At 36.0% G+C, this 20,174-nt stretch carries 6 protein-coding genes; all 6 read right to left on the bottom strand.

The features are described from left to right. Positions 1-5,850, bottom strand: a complete 5,850-nt coding sequence (locus GXM16_RS17985; RefSeq protein ID WP_163395881.1) for a fibronectin type III domain-containing protein — start codon at positions 5,848-5,850, stop codon at positions 1-3. Between the two features lie 56 nt (positions 5,851-5,906). After that, complete coding sequence (locus tag GXM16_RS17980; RefSeq protein ID WP_163395880.1) at positions 5,907-8,363, bottom strand: TonB-dependent receptor; 2,457 nt, start codon at positions 8,361-8,363, stop codon at positions 5,907-5,909. Between the two features lie 87 nt (positions 8,364-8,450). Then, a complete protein-coding gene (locus tag GXM16_RS17975) occupies positions 8,451-14,975 on the bottom strand; it encodes a T9SS type A sorting domain-containing protein (RefSeq protein WP_163395879.1) in 6,525 nt (2,174 codons plus the stop codon). Positions 14,976-14,991: 16 nt separating this feature from the next. Next, positions 14,992-16,347 carry a hypothetical protein gene (locus GXM16_RS17970; RefSeq protein ID WP_163395878.1) on the bottom strand — a complete coding sequence of 452 codons (1,356 nt, stop codon included), beginning with the start codon at positions 16,345-16,347 and terminating at the stop codon, positions 14,992-14,994. 4 nt (positions 16,348-16,351) lie between these two features. Beyond that, a complete protein-coding gene (locus GXM16_RS17965) occupies positions 16,352-18,043 on the bottom strand; it encodes a SprB repeat-containing protein (RefSeq protein WP_163395877.1) in 1,692 nt (563 codons plus the stop codon). 59 nt (positions 18,044-18,102) lie between these two features. Next, entirely contained in the window at positions 18,103-20,172 is a 2,070-nt protein-coding gene (locus tag GXM16_RS17960) for a fibronectin type III domain-containing protein (protein ID WP_163395876.1), read from the bottom strand. Positions 20,173-20,174 lie beyond the last annotated feature (2 nt).

The raw sequence follows: 20,174 nt of genomic DNA, 5'->3' as shown, positions 1-20,174 counted from the left end.
TTACCTTACTTTGATAAAATCGTAAAAATCATTTTCAGTTTCACTAATAATCTCCTTGAATTGTTCTTTAGGAGCTTTTGTAGCTGTGTCAGATAAATCAAACAAAATTTGTCTTAAGCTCACATTGTTCCAAATAACTTCAAACAATTCATTTCCTTTAGCACTCAAGCTTGGAGTTTCTGTACTACAACCACTGCACAAGAAGTTCTGAAATTTTAGCTTGACAGCATCTTCTGTTCCTGCTTTTCTTTGTTCAAATACATATTCCAATTGATTGATACTATTAATACGACTAAAGTACGCTTTTAATTGGCTAAATTTAGGAATACTTGCTTCTGCATAACTTTTATATTCATACCACTTAGGATTGCCACTTCGCATTTCTACATCAAACTTACAAGAAGAAGGATTAGTAGCTGTACCGCAATCAAGTATTTCATCAAAATCTAAATCTACTCTTGCCACATCATCTGCACTTAGTGTATTCATTTGCTGTATGCCAAACCACATCCCATCAAAACCATTTTGGGTTTGTGTTTTAAGCGGGCTCAAGCTTTCTTTAAAGCCAGAGACACCATCATAATTATCAATCAGTAGTTTTAATGCTTTTAAATATTCAATTAACGCCACACTGTTATTAAACTTAGTTTGTGGGGTTAGGACATTGTGGTTTTTTACCACTTTTGTTAACATGACTTTATAATTATCGGTTCCCTGATTTAAATTGTTTTGCACTTTAGTATCTGTTAGCATGGAAACTATCTGGTTAATGTAATCCATATTTTTTCGATGAACAGGGTAAACGCTTAATATTTGCCATGCATTTACAACATTAATATTTATTTGCGGTATGTTATCCCTTAGTTGCGGTGTTGATGCAGTAGTTGTACCGGTTACATCATTAAAAAATAATAAGATTTGATCTTTATCCCAATTCAATAATTCAGTTATTACCGGATTTGCATTTATTGCAGTTAAACCAACACATAGTTTAGCTATGGCGGCATGTGCACCAACTTTAGCTTGTAGTTGCTCAAATTTTTTGCATGTAGCCTGATCATGTTTAACACATACGGTACACTTATCTTTCTTCTCTTCCTCTTCTTTTAATTTTTTGGCCACTACTGCCGAAGCATATACAATCTGAACTACACCTTTTACGGATTCTGTTTCTGCTACAATTAGTTCAATGATACCTTCTTTTCCTTTAAAAGAAGTAAGTTTGTATGGTACCAGTTGTATAACTGGTACATTTTTAACTTCAGGTATAATTTTAGTTACCGGGTCTGTTGGATACATTTGAATAAGTTTCCCTTCTTTTGCAATTCCGACCTCTGCTATATCTTGTAGGGCGTATGCAGCATTTCCGTCATAAGCACTAAAATTTTGGAAAGCATTATTTGTAATCACATTTCCTTGCTGATTTAGTTGCCTTATTGGAGTACTAGCGTTTTCAAAAGAAACTCCTGCGGAATTTGGGGTCCCTTTAATAGGCATCTCATCAACTAAACTAATTATTTTTGCACCACTATTAAGGTCACTCAAATCATCTAAAGCATTTTCAATATCTTTTAAGGCTTTACTTTCAACAGTAGCTATAGTTTCTCCGGTTGTAGCATTTTTAATAAGCGTTTTTCCTTCTGCTTCCATTAGAGTGACTCCTTTGGCCGCTAATTTTTCATTCAGCATCAAAGCATTTTCAGTAAGCGAAACACTTATTTTAGACATTTTAGCAATCTGGCTAATTTTTGCTACAGCATATTCTCCAGCTGTATACAGAATTGGAACAATCATTACAGTCAATTGCCCATAACGGTAATAACAGATATCCGCAACTTTTCCTGTTTTTAATATAGTTTTATCACATTCAGTGAAATAAGTTTTTTTGAATTCATTTCCAATTTTTATTGCCTTATCGATGGTTTCAGAGTACGTATTGTAAGGTGGTATCAATACTACATTTATTATCTGCTTTGGTTCTAATTGACCGCCTTTGTTAATAGTAGTACTAATTGATTTTAAATTTTCATAATATTTTACGTAACCCTGAAGATTTGCTTTTAAACCTTCTTTTACTAAAGTAGCTAAACCGTCAACTAGAAGAACTACATCAATCATTGCAATGGCTTCATGAGTTGCCCCTGCTAAATATTGCTCTACTCCACCTGCATTTGCAATACTTTCTTCATTTGTAGCACAATACCACATACCAAAGAATCCCTGATAGAATACAGTACAAATTTCGACAGCAGCCTGATCAGAAGGCTTCATGTTTTTATATATTACATTCTCATGAAGTTTTGTTAGACTACTATTTATGTAATCTACCATACAATTGTCTGAAGTTTTGAAATCAGGAAATAGATCCTTAATTGATTTAGGAATTTGTAATTGGTATTGTAGTTTTAAAGTTTCTTTTCCAGTACTATCATAAGTAGCTAGTATATAAGAAGCTTTTTTTAAAGCGTCGGCTAATTTTTCTTTGTATTTAGGATCGTTTTTATCTAAAATTATTACTTCAGAAGCAACTGCATCATCACCAATTTTTGCATCAAGTTTACTAATAAGGTCTTTTAGTCTTTGTTCGTCGGTACCATTACCATTGCCTGTGCCACTATTACCAACACAACCTAACGTACTAGAGTAAATTTTTAACTTATCTGTTTTTTCAATTTTGTTGATTTTGGTGATATAGTCTGTCAAGTCTTTTTTAGCAAGGTCAGTTTTTATTTGATCATAATATGTTCTAATATATTTTCTTTTACTACAATCTTCATTATTTTTATAAATTAGCCAAAAAACCGTTGTTTTTTCATATTTTTCTTCAATTTTAGTTTTATAATTCATTTCAGGATAATCTTCACCAGTCCCATCAACTTTATATGTGTTACTTGTAGTATTCCATATATAATTTACGGTTTTGCCATTTTCTGAACTTTCGAAACCCCCTAACATTCCTTCAGGAACTATTGGGACTAGCCCTCCAGAAAGTATTGTAGTTTCATTAGTTCTTACAAATTTCCAGTTAGGTGTAAGTCCAAACCCTCCCGCCAAAGCCCCAGAAGAACTCTTCTGAAATCCATAAAACTTCCACCCACCACTGTGAATAATATCCCAGTCGTTATGAGACAGTATAGTACCGTCTCCGTAATCCATTAAAAGATCCGTTTTTCCTGATTCTGCATCAGTTGAGAATGGGTGTTTCAGACCAAAAATACCGTGACCTAATTCGTGTGCAGCAGTTTTTAAAGTACCATTGTTAAATACAAAAGCATACTGACTTCCCAAAGGCATAAAACCTTTATAACCATTTCCACCTGACTTTCCTGTATATAAAACATAATAGGTTTTATCGTTGTATTTAAAGTCAGCATTGGATTCTATCTGGCTGATGATATTGTTTTGGTCATCGGTATAAAGTTCCAATGCTCCACTATCTCCACATTGTATTTCATCTGGTAATGAACCAATAGCAACCTTTTGGGTAGTAACATCAAACTTAATCCCAACTTTGTTATAGACTTCATTAAGGAAAGTTTTTGCCTCATTAACATCAGGAGTAGTGGCTCCGTTTACACTTAAAAGAGTGATATTTATAACAGGCTTTTTGGTCAATTGCCAGATATTAACTTTACCGGCAATGTCTGATTTTCCGTCAATAGTTTTGGCGGCATCTTTAGAATCTTTCTCTTTTGCACCTTTTACCGTTGCAATGATGCTTTCTTTAGAGAAGTTTAATGTTCGTTTAAGTGTGATCTCAGCTTTCGTAGCACTTTTCCATTTTACATCAACAGAGGAGCCGGTATTGGTTTTAAAAACAATATCGTCTTTGGTTTTTCCGTTTTCAAAATCGGCTTCTGCAATTAAGATATCAGGACCATTTAAATCTGAAACCGCTTTGTAGTTTACGTTATAGACATTTCCATCTTTTGTTTTAATGGTTTCATAAGTAGCTTTAAGCTTTTCAGAGCCAGAATCAGGCAATTCATCAAAAGCGTAAAGGGCTTTAGGGCCGTCCTCAAAAGTAACTGAAACATCAGAAGAGGATATTTGTGTTACCTCTCCGCTGCTCGAAATTCCGTTGGTGTTTGCCGCAATAGCTCTACCGCCTTCTGCAGATTTGATAAAGGTAGGTGCACCGCTGCCATTAGCCGGAATATTGACTACATCACCGCTTTTATCAATATAAACCTGATCATAAACTGATTTAGGCAATGTGGTCGATTCGCCATTAGTACCTTTGATGGTGGTACTGCCATCCGAATTCAATGTAACTCCGTCTTCTTTTACTTCATATGCTAACTTGCCTTCAATAGGTTTACCGTTGCTTCCGGCAATATCATTAGTAATTTTATCGACATCGAGCATTTTATCCCAGTTATCTTTGTCATAACTAGCCACAATCTCACCCGAAATCAGTTTAAAGTCGGTGTTGACACCAATATCTTTGAAAGTAATTTTGATACGGGAGAACTGACCAATGTTGATCTTTTCACCTCCCAGGGCATCAGCAGCATCAATCAGCTTTCTGAATTTCTCTAAGAAGGGAAGCGTTACATAACCGTCACCAGTAAAAGTTCCGTTGCTTCCAGTACTATTAAGGACTACAATAGGAAAATCACCTGCAGTAACAACATCATTAGGGAATAGCTCAGGCAGAGGATTTTTATTAGACAGATCTTTAGGATCCGGTTTGATACCACAGCCCTGAAAAGCAATTTCGTCTTTAACAAGGGTTGTAAATTCCTTAATCGTGCTATGGGTATATTTTCCAACTTCGCATGATGCTCCTACGGTGTATTCGTAAACAGCATTTGGTTTTAGGTTGCTTAGCGTTAAATTTTCCCTTGGTGTAACGAGTTTATACCATTCTGAATCTGCATTTTTTTCACGGTAATTGACCTGATAATCATAATTATCGATATTGCCGCTCCAGGTTATTTTGGCCTGATTTTCACTAACTCCTGAAGTTGCTATACCAAGAGGTGCAGTACAATAGGTTTCGTAATCGAAAGAAAAAATTTCGCTGTATCCGTTATTTTTGAAAACACCTATTTCTTCGGCACCAAAAATAGCCTTCGCTTTGATACGCCATGCGTATTTTTTTCCGGGAATCAACTGCGGTTCATTAATGCCGTATTGCAGTGTTGTGTTTCTTGTGGTAGTAGTATACAATGGGGGAGAGTAGGCAAATGCATTTTGAATGGGAGTGTATTTGTCCCAGATTTCTACTAGTGAGAATTCGTATTCTACATTGCTGACATTGATGCTTCTTGGCGTCCAGCCGAAAACAATATTCTGAATATTTTGCTGCATGAAAGAAGCATTATTCAAAGGCAGATTCAAAAATGGAGGATCGTTCTGGAAAATAATAGTATTGGTGCCGGTTTTATTAGAAAGCTTTCTGCCGGTAGCAAAATCATATACTTCTACATAAATATTGTAAAGCCCTTCCGGTAAAGGCTGTGCATACTGATTAGGAGTAAGTCCCAGAAGGTTTTGATATTCAAAGTAAGGAGCCAGATCTACATTAGTCAACTGTAACGGAACTCCTCCTTCTAGATACAGCGGACGGGCACCTGTAACAAAATCATTGGTGTTAAACGATATTCCGTTGCCCTGAAAGTAAATTTTCAGTTTTACCTGTCGGTTCGAAATGGTTAAATCGTTTAAAACAATCTGAATTTTTATCGAACTGTTAATTGTAGATGCATCGGCATAATGGCTTAGATAAATAGGAGAGGGCTGCTTGATTTGTGTTGATACCGATATGGGATAACTCTGTGCATAGCTCTCAAAGCTGGCAAAAGAGCTTAACAGCAATAGGTACAGATATATTTTTTTTAACATTTTAGGTAAGTTAGGCTTGTCCATTATTTTGACGGTTTAATATCCTGGTATGTACTTTATTTTTGAATATATTTTAAATCAATTTCATCATTTGAGGCATTTTGAACTGCCAGATCATGATAAAACGGAATTATTTTTAGTTCGATGGCGTCCACTATTTCGGATGCATTCTTTTTTTCTTTAATCAATTTAAAAATGGCTTCAATATTTTGTTTGCTGAATTCGGCTGCATTTTCATTTTGCTGGATTTCTTGTGAAGGGATTTTAGAAAGTATCGCCATTTCACGAAGCATCCATCGGTGGTTTTTCAGTTGGTTGCGGCTGTTGTTGCTTCTTTCTACCAGTTTTAAATATGAATTATAGCTGGTTCTGTCAGTAATATCGGTTTCTTTTATATTATGAAGCGGGTGACTGTTTACTCTTCCAATAGCTGCTGTGTAAGCATTTTCAAGACTTTCATCTTTTTGGCTCATTTCTTTTTCGAGTTTCTGGGCAGTTTCAGCTAAATAAGTGTTGTATTTTTCTGAATTCTCTTTTTCTTCGTTAAATGCTTCCAGATAATCCAGCACTTTTTCCTTCAGTTCCTTATCGTCAGGCGTAAGGGAAGCCAGTGTTATTAAATGCTCTAAATGCTCTTTTTCGGCTATTGGCAAAGAATTTAAAGAAAGTTGTTTTTCTTTCAGCTGGGCTATAATATCTTCACGGGTTCCTTCAAATAGCTGATTCTTAAAATTGATTTTTAAGACAGGTGCAGAAGCTGTTTTATCCTGATTTTCCGGAAGAGGTTCTCTTTTTGGACGCATTTTAATTTTATCAAAGGAATACGTATAGGCTAAGGTTGCTGTAAGATCATTATTCTTTTGGGTTGCTGAATTACTGAATAAAGCAATTACACCCATATTGAAATTGTGGTTTTGAAGATAAATATAAGATCCGTTTAACCTGAAATTGATGATGTCATTTTGTTTATCACCATTGTTATAACTGGTATTGTAGCTTGTAGAAGCATTAGTGGTCAGTTTTTTGTCAAAAAAGAGCTTTGAGGCACCAATCGTTGGCCCAATTATGAGATTTTTCCCGGAATCAGTCTTCCCGTAAGTATTGTTTAAGGATCCTGTAAAATTCAAATCTTTTTCAGGATAACCTACAGTGTAAGCAATACCCGAGTTGTAGTAGGTAGAAGCGCCTCCTTCTATTGTTCTTCCTTGTTGCTGGTTTACGGCATCCTGCATAGAAAAATTAGCATTTATGGCTTTTTTCAGGCGCTTGTCACTTTTTATCAGATAGTTGATATTTAATGCAGCATTTTGATTGACCTGCCTGAAATTTAAGGTATCCAGATAATCATAATCAGAAACCTGATTGATATAGTCAAACTGGTTTCGGCTGTTGGTATAAGACTGAAAATTAGAGTAGTTTACATTCAGGTTTAATTTTTCATTAGGCCTGAAATCGGCTGTAACAGAAGATACCACACGTTTCATCTGGCTTTGTTTTTGTTTGTCCAGATTGTCTTTTTGAAGACCAAGGTTTAAGGCTAGTGAAACTTTGTCCTTTAATATATTCTGAGTAGCATTCACTGTAATATTTTCCAGATCATTATTGAAATAATATCCTCCTAAAGTTCTGTAATTAGGGTCAATTCTTTCATATCCAAGTCCAAGCGTACCTTTTCCGGCAGGATAAGTAAGCTGACCTTTAAAAGCATCGTAGCTGGTTGTAGTACTGTTTTTATTTAAGAAGAAAGACGAGAGGCTATTTCCTGTTCCATTGCCGTCAGCACGTAAGTCTTCAGTAATGCTGCTGTTGGCATATTCAGCAAATACCTGCATTTTTTTAAATACTTTAAAAGAAGATTCAATACTGATGGCCGCATTGTCTTTTGGAGTTACTCCTAATTCAAAAGGAACCGGTGCAGATAATGAACCGGCTTCATCTTTTGCTTTAAAAAAGGTAACGCCCAGATTCACTTTTTCAAAAGCATAAGATGTTTTAAAACCGTATCCGACCCTTTTATAAATGGGTACAATTTCGGGATAAAGATTGTTATACTCACTTCTTTTTAACAAACGTCCGTACATGGCACTAATTTTAAAGTTGCCCTGTGGAGTAAGGTCAACACCCACTCCTGAAAATTGATGTCCGCTCAGGGTATAAGGAGAAAAAGTCATACTCACATCTCCAATATGTCCTGTAATCCATTTATAAGACGGATGTATGCTTAATCGGTTCATCAGTACAGGTTTACCATAACCCAGTTTTTGATTGGTGTATGAAAATGAAAAAGGTAAATTGTATAAGCCTGCTACATTTACATTAATGTTTCCGTTCAGAAAATAACTGAAAGGCTCTCTTGTTGCATTACCAGAATAAAAAACAGTATTGGCAGATGCACCACCGCTTACATTAACTAATTTGGCTTTGCCGAGTTCCTGTACATTAAAGTTTTGCGAAAAACCAAATGCACTTAGTAAGAGCAGGTAAGTATTAAATAATATTCTTTTTAAAGTCATTCTTTATATGCTGTGAGCATCAAATTCGAAAAAGTGTGCTCTTTGGGTTCGTTATTAAATTGATGTTTGTTGTCGGATCAGTTAAGATTACTGAATAATGATTTTTCTCAGTTTGCTCCCCTGCTGCGATTCAAACAGTACAAAATAAAGTCCTGGTGGCAATCCGCCTAAATTAAAGTTGAACAGATAATTGTCTTTTCCGTCTTCTTTTTTAGAATCAATAATAAGGTTGTTGTTTAAGTTGTATACCTTAACATGTGCCGGCATAATTTTATCCAGGGTTACATCAACTGTAAAAATTCCCTGTGATGGGTTCGGATAAATTTTCAGGTCAAATTTTTTCTCAGTAATAGGTTCGTCATCAGGATTTTCTTCATATTCTCCTTCGGTAACCAGAATTTGTTTGGTCTGGAAAGCGGTGCAATTTCCTTTTTTAGTGTTTAAAGTAATTTCATACTCTCCGGTTTCACTAAAACTGATTTCGGCATAATCCTTATTTTTAGTTACGATGTTTGCTTTAGCAGGTAAAACCCATTCAATTTCATCAGCGGCAGGATTACTGATGTCCACAATGATAATTTTTTCATTTTTGAATACCTGGCTTGACATGGCAAATTCAGCATTGATAGCTGTATTTTGACTAAATATCTGAATGGTATCTGTAGCTTCACAACCTAATTTATTGGTTACAGTTACGGTATAATTCGCAGGTTCAGAAACTGTAATCATGGCTTTATTGCTGCTAAAACCTTTGTCAGATTTCCATGAATAAGCTGCTTGGTCATCTGCAATTGTAGCATTAATAGTTAAAGTCTGTTCCCAGCATAAGGTCACATCTTCACCAAGGTTTATAACATCTTTAGGTGGATTTTCGATAGTATAATTTCGGGAAATAATGCAGCCTTTAGCATCTGTAATTTCAATTGTATAGTTTCCTGCCGATGCATTGCTTAAAGTATTTGTTTTTTCTCCGGTATTCCATGCATAAGTATAAGGTGCAATTCCGGCTATGGGAGTTACTACGATTGTAGCATCAGAACCGCCATAGCAGGTTGGAATTTTTATTTTTTCTGCTGCATCCAGATGAGCAGGAGCTGTTGTTGTAATCGTTTTTATAATTGTACAGCCACCACTATCAGTCACCACTACACTATAATTTCCGGGAGGGACGTTTTGTATACTGGCTGTTTTAGCTCCTGTATTCCACGAATAATTGTACGGCTGGGTACCACCTGTTGGTGTTGCGTTTATAGTCCAGTCATTAAAATCTCCGCATAACACATAATCAGATGTCAGTATATTGGTTAAAATTGCAGGTTCTGTTACAGCCAGAACTGGACTTGTAGCTTTATTACCATTAGAATCAGTAACAATTGCATAGTATGATCCTTTACCAATACCGCTTAAAGTTGCAGTTGATGCAAGGGCTGTTGGATTTCCGTTTTCAAACCATTGGTATGTGTAGTTTTCTCCGGACTTTAAGAACCCTCCTGTTGTCGTTGATTTTAAGCTTCCGTTTTTATCACCATAACACAAGATACCATTTTGAACAGCAATACTTGTTTCCAGCAATGGCGGTTCTGTTACTTCTAATAATGCAGAAGTCAGTTCACAGTTTTTAGAATCTGAAACCACAACGTAATATTTGCCTGCAGCTAAGTTTGTTGCTGTATTTGTATTTTGATTGATAGTGGTATTATCACTTTTAAACCATTTATAGGTATAGTTGCCATTACCTCCCTGTGTAGTAATGCTGGCAGATCCGTTGCTTAAACCTTTTCCGGTAGCTGCAGACGTGACAGCAGTTATGCTTAATGCAATAGGAGAAGTAATTTTGATAGTCGTATTTGGACTATCACATCCTTGGGAATCTTTTATAAAAATGGTGTATTCTCCTTCGGCTAAATCCGAAATAGTTGTATTGGTTGCATTAGTGAAACTTTGCCAGTCTTTAACTAACAAACCTTTGTAAAAATAGCGATAACTGAAATTTCCATTTCCTCCAGAGGCTGTTAAGGTAATTTTTCCATTACTGTCCCCGAAACATTTTACAGGTTCCTGTGTTGTTGAAAATACTAACGGATCAGGCTGTGTAATAACGATTGTATTGCTGGTTACTTCTACTTTTTTTGAATCTTTTACAATAGCATAATAACTACCTGGTTTTGCATTTAGCAGGACATCCTGGGTTTCGTCAGCTAATAAAGTATTATTATGATACCAAGAGAATGTTTTACTACCCCAACCACCATCTGCAGTTATTTTTATAATCCCGTTATTGGCATTATAACAGCTAATGTTTTGATTCTGGTTTACACTTATAGTTAAAGGATTGTCCCTGAAATCAAAATCAGCATATTTGATACATCCGGTAGCATCCTGAGCAGAGATGTAATAATGATCCTTTGTCAATCCCGAAAAATCAGCTGTTATTGAAGGACTATCGGAAATCGTTTGTATTATTGTTTCTGCTCCTGCACCATTTTTTGTATAAAATTTATATTCATAGTTAGCTTTTCCACCTGTGATTTCAAAGTGCAGAGTACCGTCATTACCGTTTACTGCAGTCGGGTTACGATAGGTTATTTTTTCAATATCAAATCTAAAATCATCAGGTTGGGTGATTTCAATGTTTTCTAAAACGCCAATACAATGAGTAGCATCGCTAATATTATAATTTGCATCACGAACTTCAACTGCATAGATACCTGCTGGGAAAGTATTTAATGACGTTGGGGTAAAGTTTTCGTAAATAGAGTTGGAGAGATTTTTCTTTTTCCATTGATAGGTGTATCCGGGAGTTCCACCTGATACAGAAAGAGCAATTGTTCCGTCCTTATCTCCAAAACATCTTACGTTTGATTTTGAAGCTAATGAAACAACAATCGGCGTAGGTTGTTTAAAAACTACATCAATACTATTCGATTCGATTCCGCTTGCATCAGTTGCAGTAAGGGAATAATCTCCATCAGCTATGTTAGCAAAGTTTGCTGTATTACCGTTAATGCTGGTTACAGCAGTCGTATTTTTATTTTTTAAATTATAGGTGTAAATTTTATCCGCCTGATTTTGATTATAAGTTGCCCCTCCATTGGCTGTAGCAACTAGCGAACCTAATAAGCCATTACATTTAGCCTGAAGATGTGTTTCAGTAAGTGCAGGTTTCGTAGGCTGCTCAATTATATATGTTTTTGAATCAAAACAATGATTAGAATCGGTTACCGTGACACTGTAAATACCAGCAGGAGTATTAGAAAGCACAGCACTGTTCGTACCCACAATTGTACCAGCATTATTTTTCCATTGGTAGGTGTAAGGTAATGTTCCTCCCACTGCGCTTATTTCTATTTTTCCAGTTGATAAACCAAAACCGGTAGTTGGTGTAACTATTGCATTATCTTCTATAATTACGGATTTAGCAGGCTGGGTGATCTGAATAGTTTGTTCAACAGGTCCGCAAAGATTTTTGTCATTTACTCGTATCGTGTAAGTTCCTTCAGAAAGTCCTGAAATGATTCCGTTCTGATGATCGACATTACCTCCAGTGCTAATTATAGAATAGGGTTTTGTGAGGTCAGTATCTTTTGTTCCCCCAGTTATGTGGAGTGTAATCGTTCCGTTATTTCCTCCAAAACAGGAAACATTTTCTTTTGTGTATGTAAAAGCCAATTGATCCGGTTCAGTAATCGTAAATGTATTGGTTCCAAAAAGAGCATTACTATTTGCATCTTTAACAGTAACTACATAACTGCCTGCTCCTAAACCAGATGCTTTTGAAGACGTTGAAGCAGCAGAAATGATCTCGTTAGAAGTATATTTTATTCCGGTCGTAGTGTTGATCCATTCAAAACGATATTCTTTAACACCACCTTTTACTATCATTGTGTATTCTCCTGAAAAATCTCCCTTACAAAGAATATTTGTAAAAGGAGTCTGAATTAAACTAACCACTTCAAGTTTATCAGGCTGGGTAACAGTATAATCAATTTGAGGCAGCGTACAGCCATTAGCATCTTTTATAATTAAGTGATAGATGCCGGCGCTGAGATTGGCTATTGAGGCTCCAGTACCAATTATTGCAGTTGCACTGCCTTTTCTCCATTCGTAGCTATAATTTGGTTTTCCACCGGTAACAGTAACGGATATACTTCCATCATTGGTTTCAAAACCTTTTAGATGTACAGGTCCCGGACTTGAAACCTGAAGTGGGGCAGTGGGTTGGCTAATTTTGACTGGCTGGCTAAGAGTTGCAGTACATTCATGTCCAATTGCATCTTTAACAATTACGTTATATTCACCAGCTTCAAGCGTATTTAAGTTTCCTGTATAGCTTGTACCGTCTTTGGTCCATTGCTGGGTGTAAGGTGCAGTTCCTCCTTCAATTGTAATTTCGATAGCACCTGTTGCTTCACCAAAGCACAAAACATTGGTTTGCTTGGAAAGGGATACTTTTAGCTTGTCAGGTTGCACTAATGTAAAATTGAGTTGTTCTGCGGTAGCAAAAGGCCCGGGTGCAGGATTTGCACTATCAGTCACAAAAACGCTATAATTGCCGAATCCTATATTTGAAAGACTCGCTGAATTTTCTCCGGATAATGTAGTTCCATTCTTTTCCCATCTGTATTTATAAGGCGCAACACCTCCTGTAACTTCCGTAATCAACTGACCATTAGAGTCCCCGTTACATTTAATAAAAGCAGATTCTTTAATAATTACTTCCAGTTTGTTTTTTTCCAGAATTGTAAAACTGTATTGTACAGACTGACATAAGTTTTTATCAGAAACGGTCAAGTAATAAATTCCTGCCCTGACTCCGTTTAAATCTCGTACACTCGATGTAAAACTATTACTGGATGTCCATTTGTATGTATAACCACCATTACCGCCTACAGGATCTGATGGAAAAATAACAGACCCTGTACTTTGGCCATTAATCGCAACATGTGTTACAGACGGGGATGAAATAGTTATTTTAGCCGGATCTGTAATTATGATATCAGTAAGGCTTTGTGTACATCCGTTTGCATCTGTAACGGTTACAGAATAGGTTCCTGTGGATAGTCCGTATCGGTCTTTGCTGACAGACCCGTCACTCCATTTGTATGTATATCCTGAAGTTCCTCCACTTACGTTAATTTCAATTTTCCCATCACTTCCACCATTACAGGAAACATTTTGTTGCTGGGTTGCAGCATTACTTGCAACCGATAGCGGCTGCAATGGAGATGTAATAGTATAAACAGCCGAGGTGACAGGTACCATTTTATCATCCATTACCTGAACAGAGTAAGAACCTCCTCCAAGGTTATGTAATGTTGCATTTGTTTCGTTATCTATTTTAGTGGCACCTTTGTACCATTGATATTGGTAGGCAGAGTTATTGGCAAGAGTTCCTCCAGATGCCTGTACAGTTATTGTACCTGTATTCTCTCCATAACATTTTACATTTTGCTGGCTGACAAAAGTTACCGCTAATGCTTCTAATTTTGCTACAGCAGGTAAAGAAGTACAATTGTTACTGTCTTTAACCACAACCTCATAAGTACCATTTTCAAGATTGGTAATGATGTTATTGCTGTGTGATGATGTAATTCCGCCTTTCGTAAGGAAATAGGTATAAGTGCCTGTACCTCCGGAAGCATTAATAGTTATTTTTCCATCAGAACTATTCGTCCCGGATGGTTGTGTAGTTGTTAGAGAATTAATACTTACTTCTGAAGGAGCAGTAATTATTATATCATTAGTGCTATCATAGGTACAGCCATTTGCATCGGTAATAGTATAATAGTAATTTCCAGGAGGTAAACCTGTTCTGTCTGCTTGTCCCGTTATATGGGTTGTGGTAAAGGTACCATTCCAAAGAATTGAATATCCTGGAGTACCACCGTTAATATTTAGTGAGATAGTACCATTATTGCTGTCATTACAGGTTAGGTTAGTTTGGGTTTCTGTAACAGATATAGCGGCTGCAGGCTGGGAGATATAAAATTCATTAGACCATTCTGAATTTGCGGGAGTCGCATTGTCAGTAACTAATACCTTATAAGTTCCTGTATACAAACCGCTAGAAATTGTAAGATCTGTTCGGTTGATATCATCAAAAGTACTCCCGTTGCTTTTAAACCATTTATAGGTATAACCTGTAGTCTCTGTTCCACCTAGTGTTTGAGTTACAGAAAGTGATCCTGTATTTTTACCATGACATAAAACGGCGTTACCATTAATAATAACCTCAAGCTTAGCAGGTTGCCCGATTGTAAAAGGATAAGCCAGACTTTCACATACACCATTCTTATCTTTCGCTTTTATAGTGTATTTTCCATATGTTAATTTTGACCAGTCAGTTACAGCTGTAATAGATGAGCCATCTTTCGTCCAGATATAGTCATAAGTGCCAGTTCCGCCTTTAAAGACTACAGTTAATGTACCATTTGCCAGACCAAAGCCTGTCGCATCTGTTTTGTTGAGTACTCCGTCAATCTCAATAGGAGCAGGATTGACAAAAGTTACAGTTCTGGCACCATCAACAGCATTCGGGGTAACAGTAGCCTGAGTTTGTGAATAACCCCAAAAACTTGTGATAAGCAATAATAATAGTAAATGTTTTTTCATAATTTTTATCTTAAGATTATTGCTCAATGCAGTTATTTGAATCTGTTACTTTGATGTTGTACTCTTTTAGTTCTGCCTGTTGTATGGTCACAGTTTTTTTATTTTTGTCTGATGGATCAAATTGTATTCTTTTTACCTGTGTTACTCCGTTGACAATTTCAGTTTCTCCATTTAGGTCATTATAAAAATAAGGAGGAGTGCCACCATCGGCTTCAATATTTATATTAACTTTTCCATTATAGCATATAGGATTGTCAGCCCTGACTTGAAAAGTAAGTGGAGGCGGATTATAATAAGTAAAAGGTTTTGAACCTATCAAAACACCTTTCAGTATGGAAGAATTAGGAACGGTAGGATGTTTGACTTGTGCCTGATAAAAAACTTCATATTCCCGACCACTCTCTAAACTTGTAAAATTTGATATATTAGAATAAGAATATATTTTAGAGCCAGCAGGATATGTAACATTGCTTACAGAAAACATTGGGGTTGATTTGATTTCACCAGAATTGTTTATAGTTTCTCTTATATATAATTGGTAAAGATTTTCATCTTTGTTAGTATCCAATGCCCTGTCGAATGTAATTTCCAATTTTTGAATGCCCTCTCCGCTGCAATTAGGACCTTTGTATTGTACATCGGTAACAGTTGGTGCACAGGGATTATAATCAATTTGAATTGTATTGGTAGAGAATATCCGGTCTTGATTATATCCAATTCTAAAGTATATAGGGCCATAATGATTTTTGTGATTTTCACCTAATAGATCAAAAATAGAAAACCTTGAAACTTCAGTATTATTCATGTTGTGCCCGCCTACAACTTTTTCAGGTACATCACTCCAGGTAATTTGACCATCTAAAGAGTATTGCCAGTGATAAACATAGTTATGAAATCCGGCAGGTGTTGCTACTAAATTTAACATTTCTCCGGCGCAAACTTCAGTTGTTCCTAAATTTGATATTGCCAGGTCGTTGGGGGTTAGTTCAGAATATGCTTCACCTCTTAACTGTTTGTATACACTGCCTTTTAGTAAGTCCTGAATAGAAATTGCATTATTAAAATCATCTAATTCACCACCAAAGGTTATGTATCCCCATAATGAAAACCTATAGTTAGTTGTATTCAGGTCTACAGGTACATTGTTATTAACATAAGTAGATCTGGGTGAATTTAAAAAAAAACGGTCAGCTCCTGTAAGATTAACCGCAGGGCCACCGGACGGATTATATAAATACTCATCATAAGTATACCATTCATAATTAATATTGTCGGTAATGGTTTGATAAAATAAATAAGTATAGCTAGGAACTATCTGTCCAAATCCATTTAGACAAAATCCTAAAAACAATAATAAGTAAAGTTTTCTCATAAACCTAAAGCGATTTTTCGATGCACCCATGTTCATCTATTACTTTTATTTTATAACTTTTTTTTGCGTCGGAAATAGATAAGTTTAAGGGCTGACTGGCACTTCGGCTTATAGTGGTTATATTGTTTGTAGTGGTTGACGTTTCAACTGTTGTCACGGTAAACGGAATTGTAGTTCCTTCGTCTAAAGAATAAGAATATTTTCCGGACCCTCCTTTAACGTTTATGGTCAAACCTCCTTCTCCATTATGGCATAAGGGGTCTGTAGGATCTATAGTAAATGTTAAGGGCTCAGGATCCTGATATACAAAAGACTGTTCGGAAAGGAGATAACCTCTGCCGACTCCACTAACCATGCCTTGGTATTCAACTGCATAGCTGGTATTATTTATGAGTTTATTATTAATGGTTGTGATGATAAAAGAATATTTGTATTTATCTTTTACAGGATCATAAACGAGATCGTAAACCATTTCCTGTGACAATTTAGGCTGATCCTGGTCTATTTTAGGATAGCGAACAATTTGAAGCGGCCATATTGACTCTCCTCCTTCTAATTTTCGGTCAAAATACACATCAAGACTTGTTACAGGATCACCACTACATTTAGGAGCAACATATTCTACGCCCGTTACTACCGGAGCCCCGGCTTTGTAATTAAAGTGTAGGATATTGGTAAAAGACCTGTTTGCTGTACCGTATCCCAGCCTGAAAGATACAGGGCCAAAAACACTGGTATGTGCATCACCAAGCATTTCCTGCATCGTAAAAGCAGTATTGTTGGTTTTGTTTATTTTAAGACCATTAACCAACTTATCTGGTACGCTTTCCCATGAAATTCCTCCATCCGTACTGTATTGCCAGTTGTATACAAAATCCGGAAATAAGCTTGTAGTATGTGCAGCGGGTGTAGTGGCTTGTAAGCGTATTTGTTCACCCGCCAGTATATCAGTTGAGGCCTTGTCCATTCGGGTAATCAAAAGGTCGTTAGGGAAGAAGTTTTTTATTGTAAGATGGCCGTCTGGAGTATCATCAACACCATCATAAGCAATGCCGCCTGTAATAATAGAACATTCTATACAATAATCACGATCAAGAGGATCGCTTGCAATTGTATTTTCATTTCCCTGATAGGGAATACGGCTATAACAATTTGAACCGGATATTCTGGAAAATGGTACTTTTATAAATAAATCATCATAAGTATCACTTCCCCAGGTGTTTGATCCTGAATATCTAAGTTCATAATTCCAGTTAATATATCGATCCTGAAAAAAAATACGACCATTCGCTTCACCATAATATAGATCAGAATGTGGATTAGGATATTGGCCAGGCCAATAATAACGACTGTTTTGTGTATCAACATTTCTTCCCGGGAATTTATCCCCTAAAGGATTAAAAGAATTATCATAATCGTAATGATATCTCAGAATAAAATCATCGTTGATAGGTATAGTATAAGTCCCTGTTATAGGTGTATCCCTGCGGCCTCGAAAATCTTCAGTAGTACCAAAACTCCAAAAATAGGAATTAAAGGTCTCACTACTATAGTACCAACTACTTGAAGTTGAATTAGGCGAACAATAATTAGAAGATAGTCCACAAGCATAATATTCAACATCAAAACTATAGGTAAGCTGTCCAAATGTCCAGTATGAAGTTAAAAAAGCAAAAAGAAGTAAAAGTTTTTTCATATTCAATTCATATTTTACAATCATTGGGTAATGATTTCAAATGTTGTTCGGACACTGGCTTAAAATTTTAAACTAAAGAAATCCATTTTAGAAGTCCTTCCATCTTTAAATACAGCCCTGATCCCATATTTATAATTGGTATTAATGGTAATAGTAGGGTCAGACAAACGTTTTGTTTTTCCGGTAAGCACCTGAATCAACTGTAAAGGTTCAGTATCTGATGCCTTATAAATTTCAAAACTGTTTACCTCGGTATTCGCATATTCCCAGGATAAATCAATAGTATTGGTCATTTTATTGGCTTGCGCAAAAAATCCTTTAATAGCAGGCATTACAGAATATTTAGGCACAAACATAGCCACTTCAGGAGATGCTTTAGAGGTTAAATTACTCTCGTCTTTTGCAAAAATGGCATAGCGATAGGTGTTTCCTTCAACAACTGTTTTATCTTGGTATTTTTCTTCCTTGTTTTTGGTATCCAGAATAAGTGTCCAGTCTTTCTGGTCATTTTCTTTTCTGTATAGCTGATGGCTGACTACATCTTCGCTCTGGCTGTTGACCCATTCCAGGAATACGGCACCTTCTTTTATTTCGAAATCTGAAAAGATAGGGGAAGTAGGAGGGATTACATCAGGTTTTTTAATGATCAGGACTTCTGAAAAATCCGACATATTATAGCGGTTATCAACAGCAATAATTTTATAATATACTTTAGGGTTTAAGTTTTTAATTTGTACTTTATCTTCATAAGAAATAGATTCATGCGGACTCACGGTTATCTGACTGAATTCTTCCTGAGCAGTATTTCCTTTATAAATACGGTATCCTAACAAATCCTTTTCTTTGTTAGCTGTCCAGGTTAGCTTTACTACGCCTAAACTGTCAATTACCCCTTTTAATCCTACAGGTTTTGCAGGCGGAATAGAATCTACAGGCTGTACAAGCATTGGAAAAGAAGTTCTGTTGCTCCCTTGTTTACCGATGGCAGTAATAGTAAAATAATTCGTTGACGAAAGTTTATTGTACGTTACCGAACGGTTTTTTGCAGGTATATTTTTTATTACAGTAGTATAGTTGATATCGTCGCTGTCAGAACGGTTTAATTCAAATCCGGAAATTTCAGCATCGCCTTCTTCCGGAAATTCCCATGTCAGGGTAACAGTTGTATCATCTTTAAAATCCTTAACCTTTAGATGAGGTACGAATTGCAAAATGGCAGTTCCTTTTCCGGTAATGACCTGAGAATAAGGGCTTAATTCTCCAAATGGAGAAATCCCCTGTATTCTGTAGCTATATGGCTTATTGTTGGCTATAGAATCAACATAAAAAATACGGTTGTTATTTGCATTTTCCTGATTTAAAGAAGTGTATGGCTTTTCAGTAATTCTTTCAAAAGTCTTTTTATCTGTAGAGCGTTCTATATAATAACTCCCATACACTTGTGATAAGGTTTTAAAATTCCAGCTAAGCATACTGCTTTTATCTGTAAAGTGAACAGTAAAATCAAGTGGTTTTGGTAGTGGTTCATATTCTTTAAGCCCCACGAATATTCCGCCATAGTCTATGCCGAGTTCATTTTTAGGAACATTTGAAACTACTCTGTAGGCATATTTTTCATTTATTTTGGCTGTTTTATCTTCAAAGCCCAGACCAGCTTTTCTGGCAATTTCAAAATCTTTATCGGCACTAAATAAGGCAAATGTAAAACGTTGTTCATTCTCTTCAGAAAGGTTTACAATGTTTTGAATAGTACCACCTCCCTCTACGGCAAAGCTCTCACCATAAATAGCCTGTGCAATAATAGCGGCATTATCATTATTTTCAATAATTTTTTCCCATGATTCTAGCGGTTCAGGTTTTATAACTTTGGCAAGAATCAATTTTTCAGGTTGCGTCAGGGTTTTATTGTCACGTGTTACTGTATATCTTTCTAATGTATAACCATAAGTATTTAATTTTTTCCAGGCAATTGGGGTAGTAACAGCCCATCGCAATAAGATTCTGTCTTTTTGCACTCTGGCTATAACTTGTATTTCTGGTTTCTTTTCAGTTATAGTATCTTCTTTACTTTGGGAAAAACTGGTAAAACCTATTGTAAAAAAGAATAGGATTGAAAATAGGGATCTCATGT

Source organism: Flavobacterium limi (assembly GCF_010645075.1).
GTDB classification, from domain to species: Bacteria; Bacteroidota; Bacteroidia; order Flavobacteriales; family Flavobacteriaceae; genus Flavobacterium; species Flavobacterium limi.
Note: the sequence above shows the minus strand (reverse complement) of the source record. Positions and strands in the feature narration are given on the sequence as shown.

Excerpts from the sequence above, each read along its gene's own strand:
- GXM16_RS17985 (WP_163395881.1), bottom strand. The coding sequence starts at position 5,850 with ATGTTAAAAAAAATATATCTGTACCTATTGCTGTTAAGCTCTTTTGCC.
- GXM16_RS17980 (WP_163395880.1), bottom strand. The coding sequence starts at position 8,363 with ATGACTTTAAAAAGAATATTATTTAATACTTACCTGCTCTTACTAAGT.
- GXM16_RS17975 (WP_163395879.1), bottom strand. The coding sequence starts at position 14,975 with ATGAAAAAACATTTACTATTATTATTGCTTATCACAAGTTTTTGGGGT.
- GXM16_RS17970 (WP_163395878.1), bottom strand. The coding sequence starts at position 16,347 with ATGAGAAAACTTTACTTATTATTGTTTTTAGGATTTTGTCTAAATGGA.
- GXM16_RS17965 (WP_163395877.1), bottom strand. The coding sequence starts at position 18,043 with ATGAAAAAACTTTTACTTCTTTTTGCTTTTTTAACTTCATACTGGACA.
- GXM16_RS17960 (WP_163395876.1), bottom strand. The coding sequence starts at position 20,172 with ATGAGATCCCTATTTTCAATCCTATTCTTTTTTACAATAGGTTTTACC.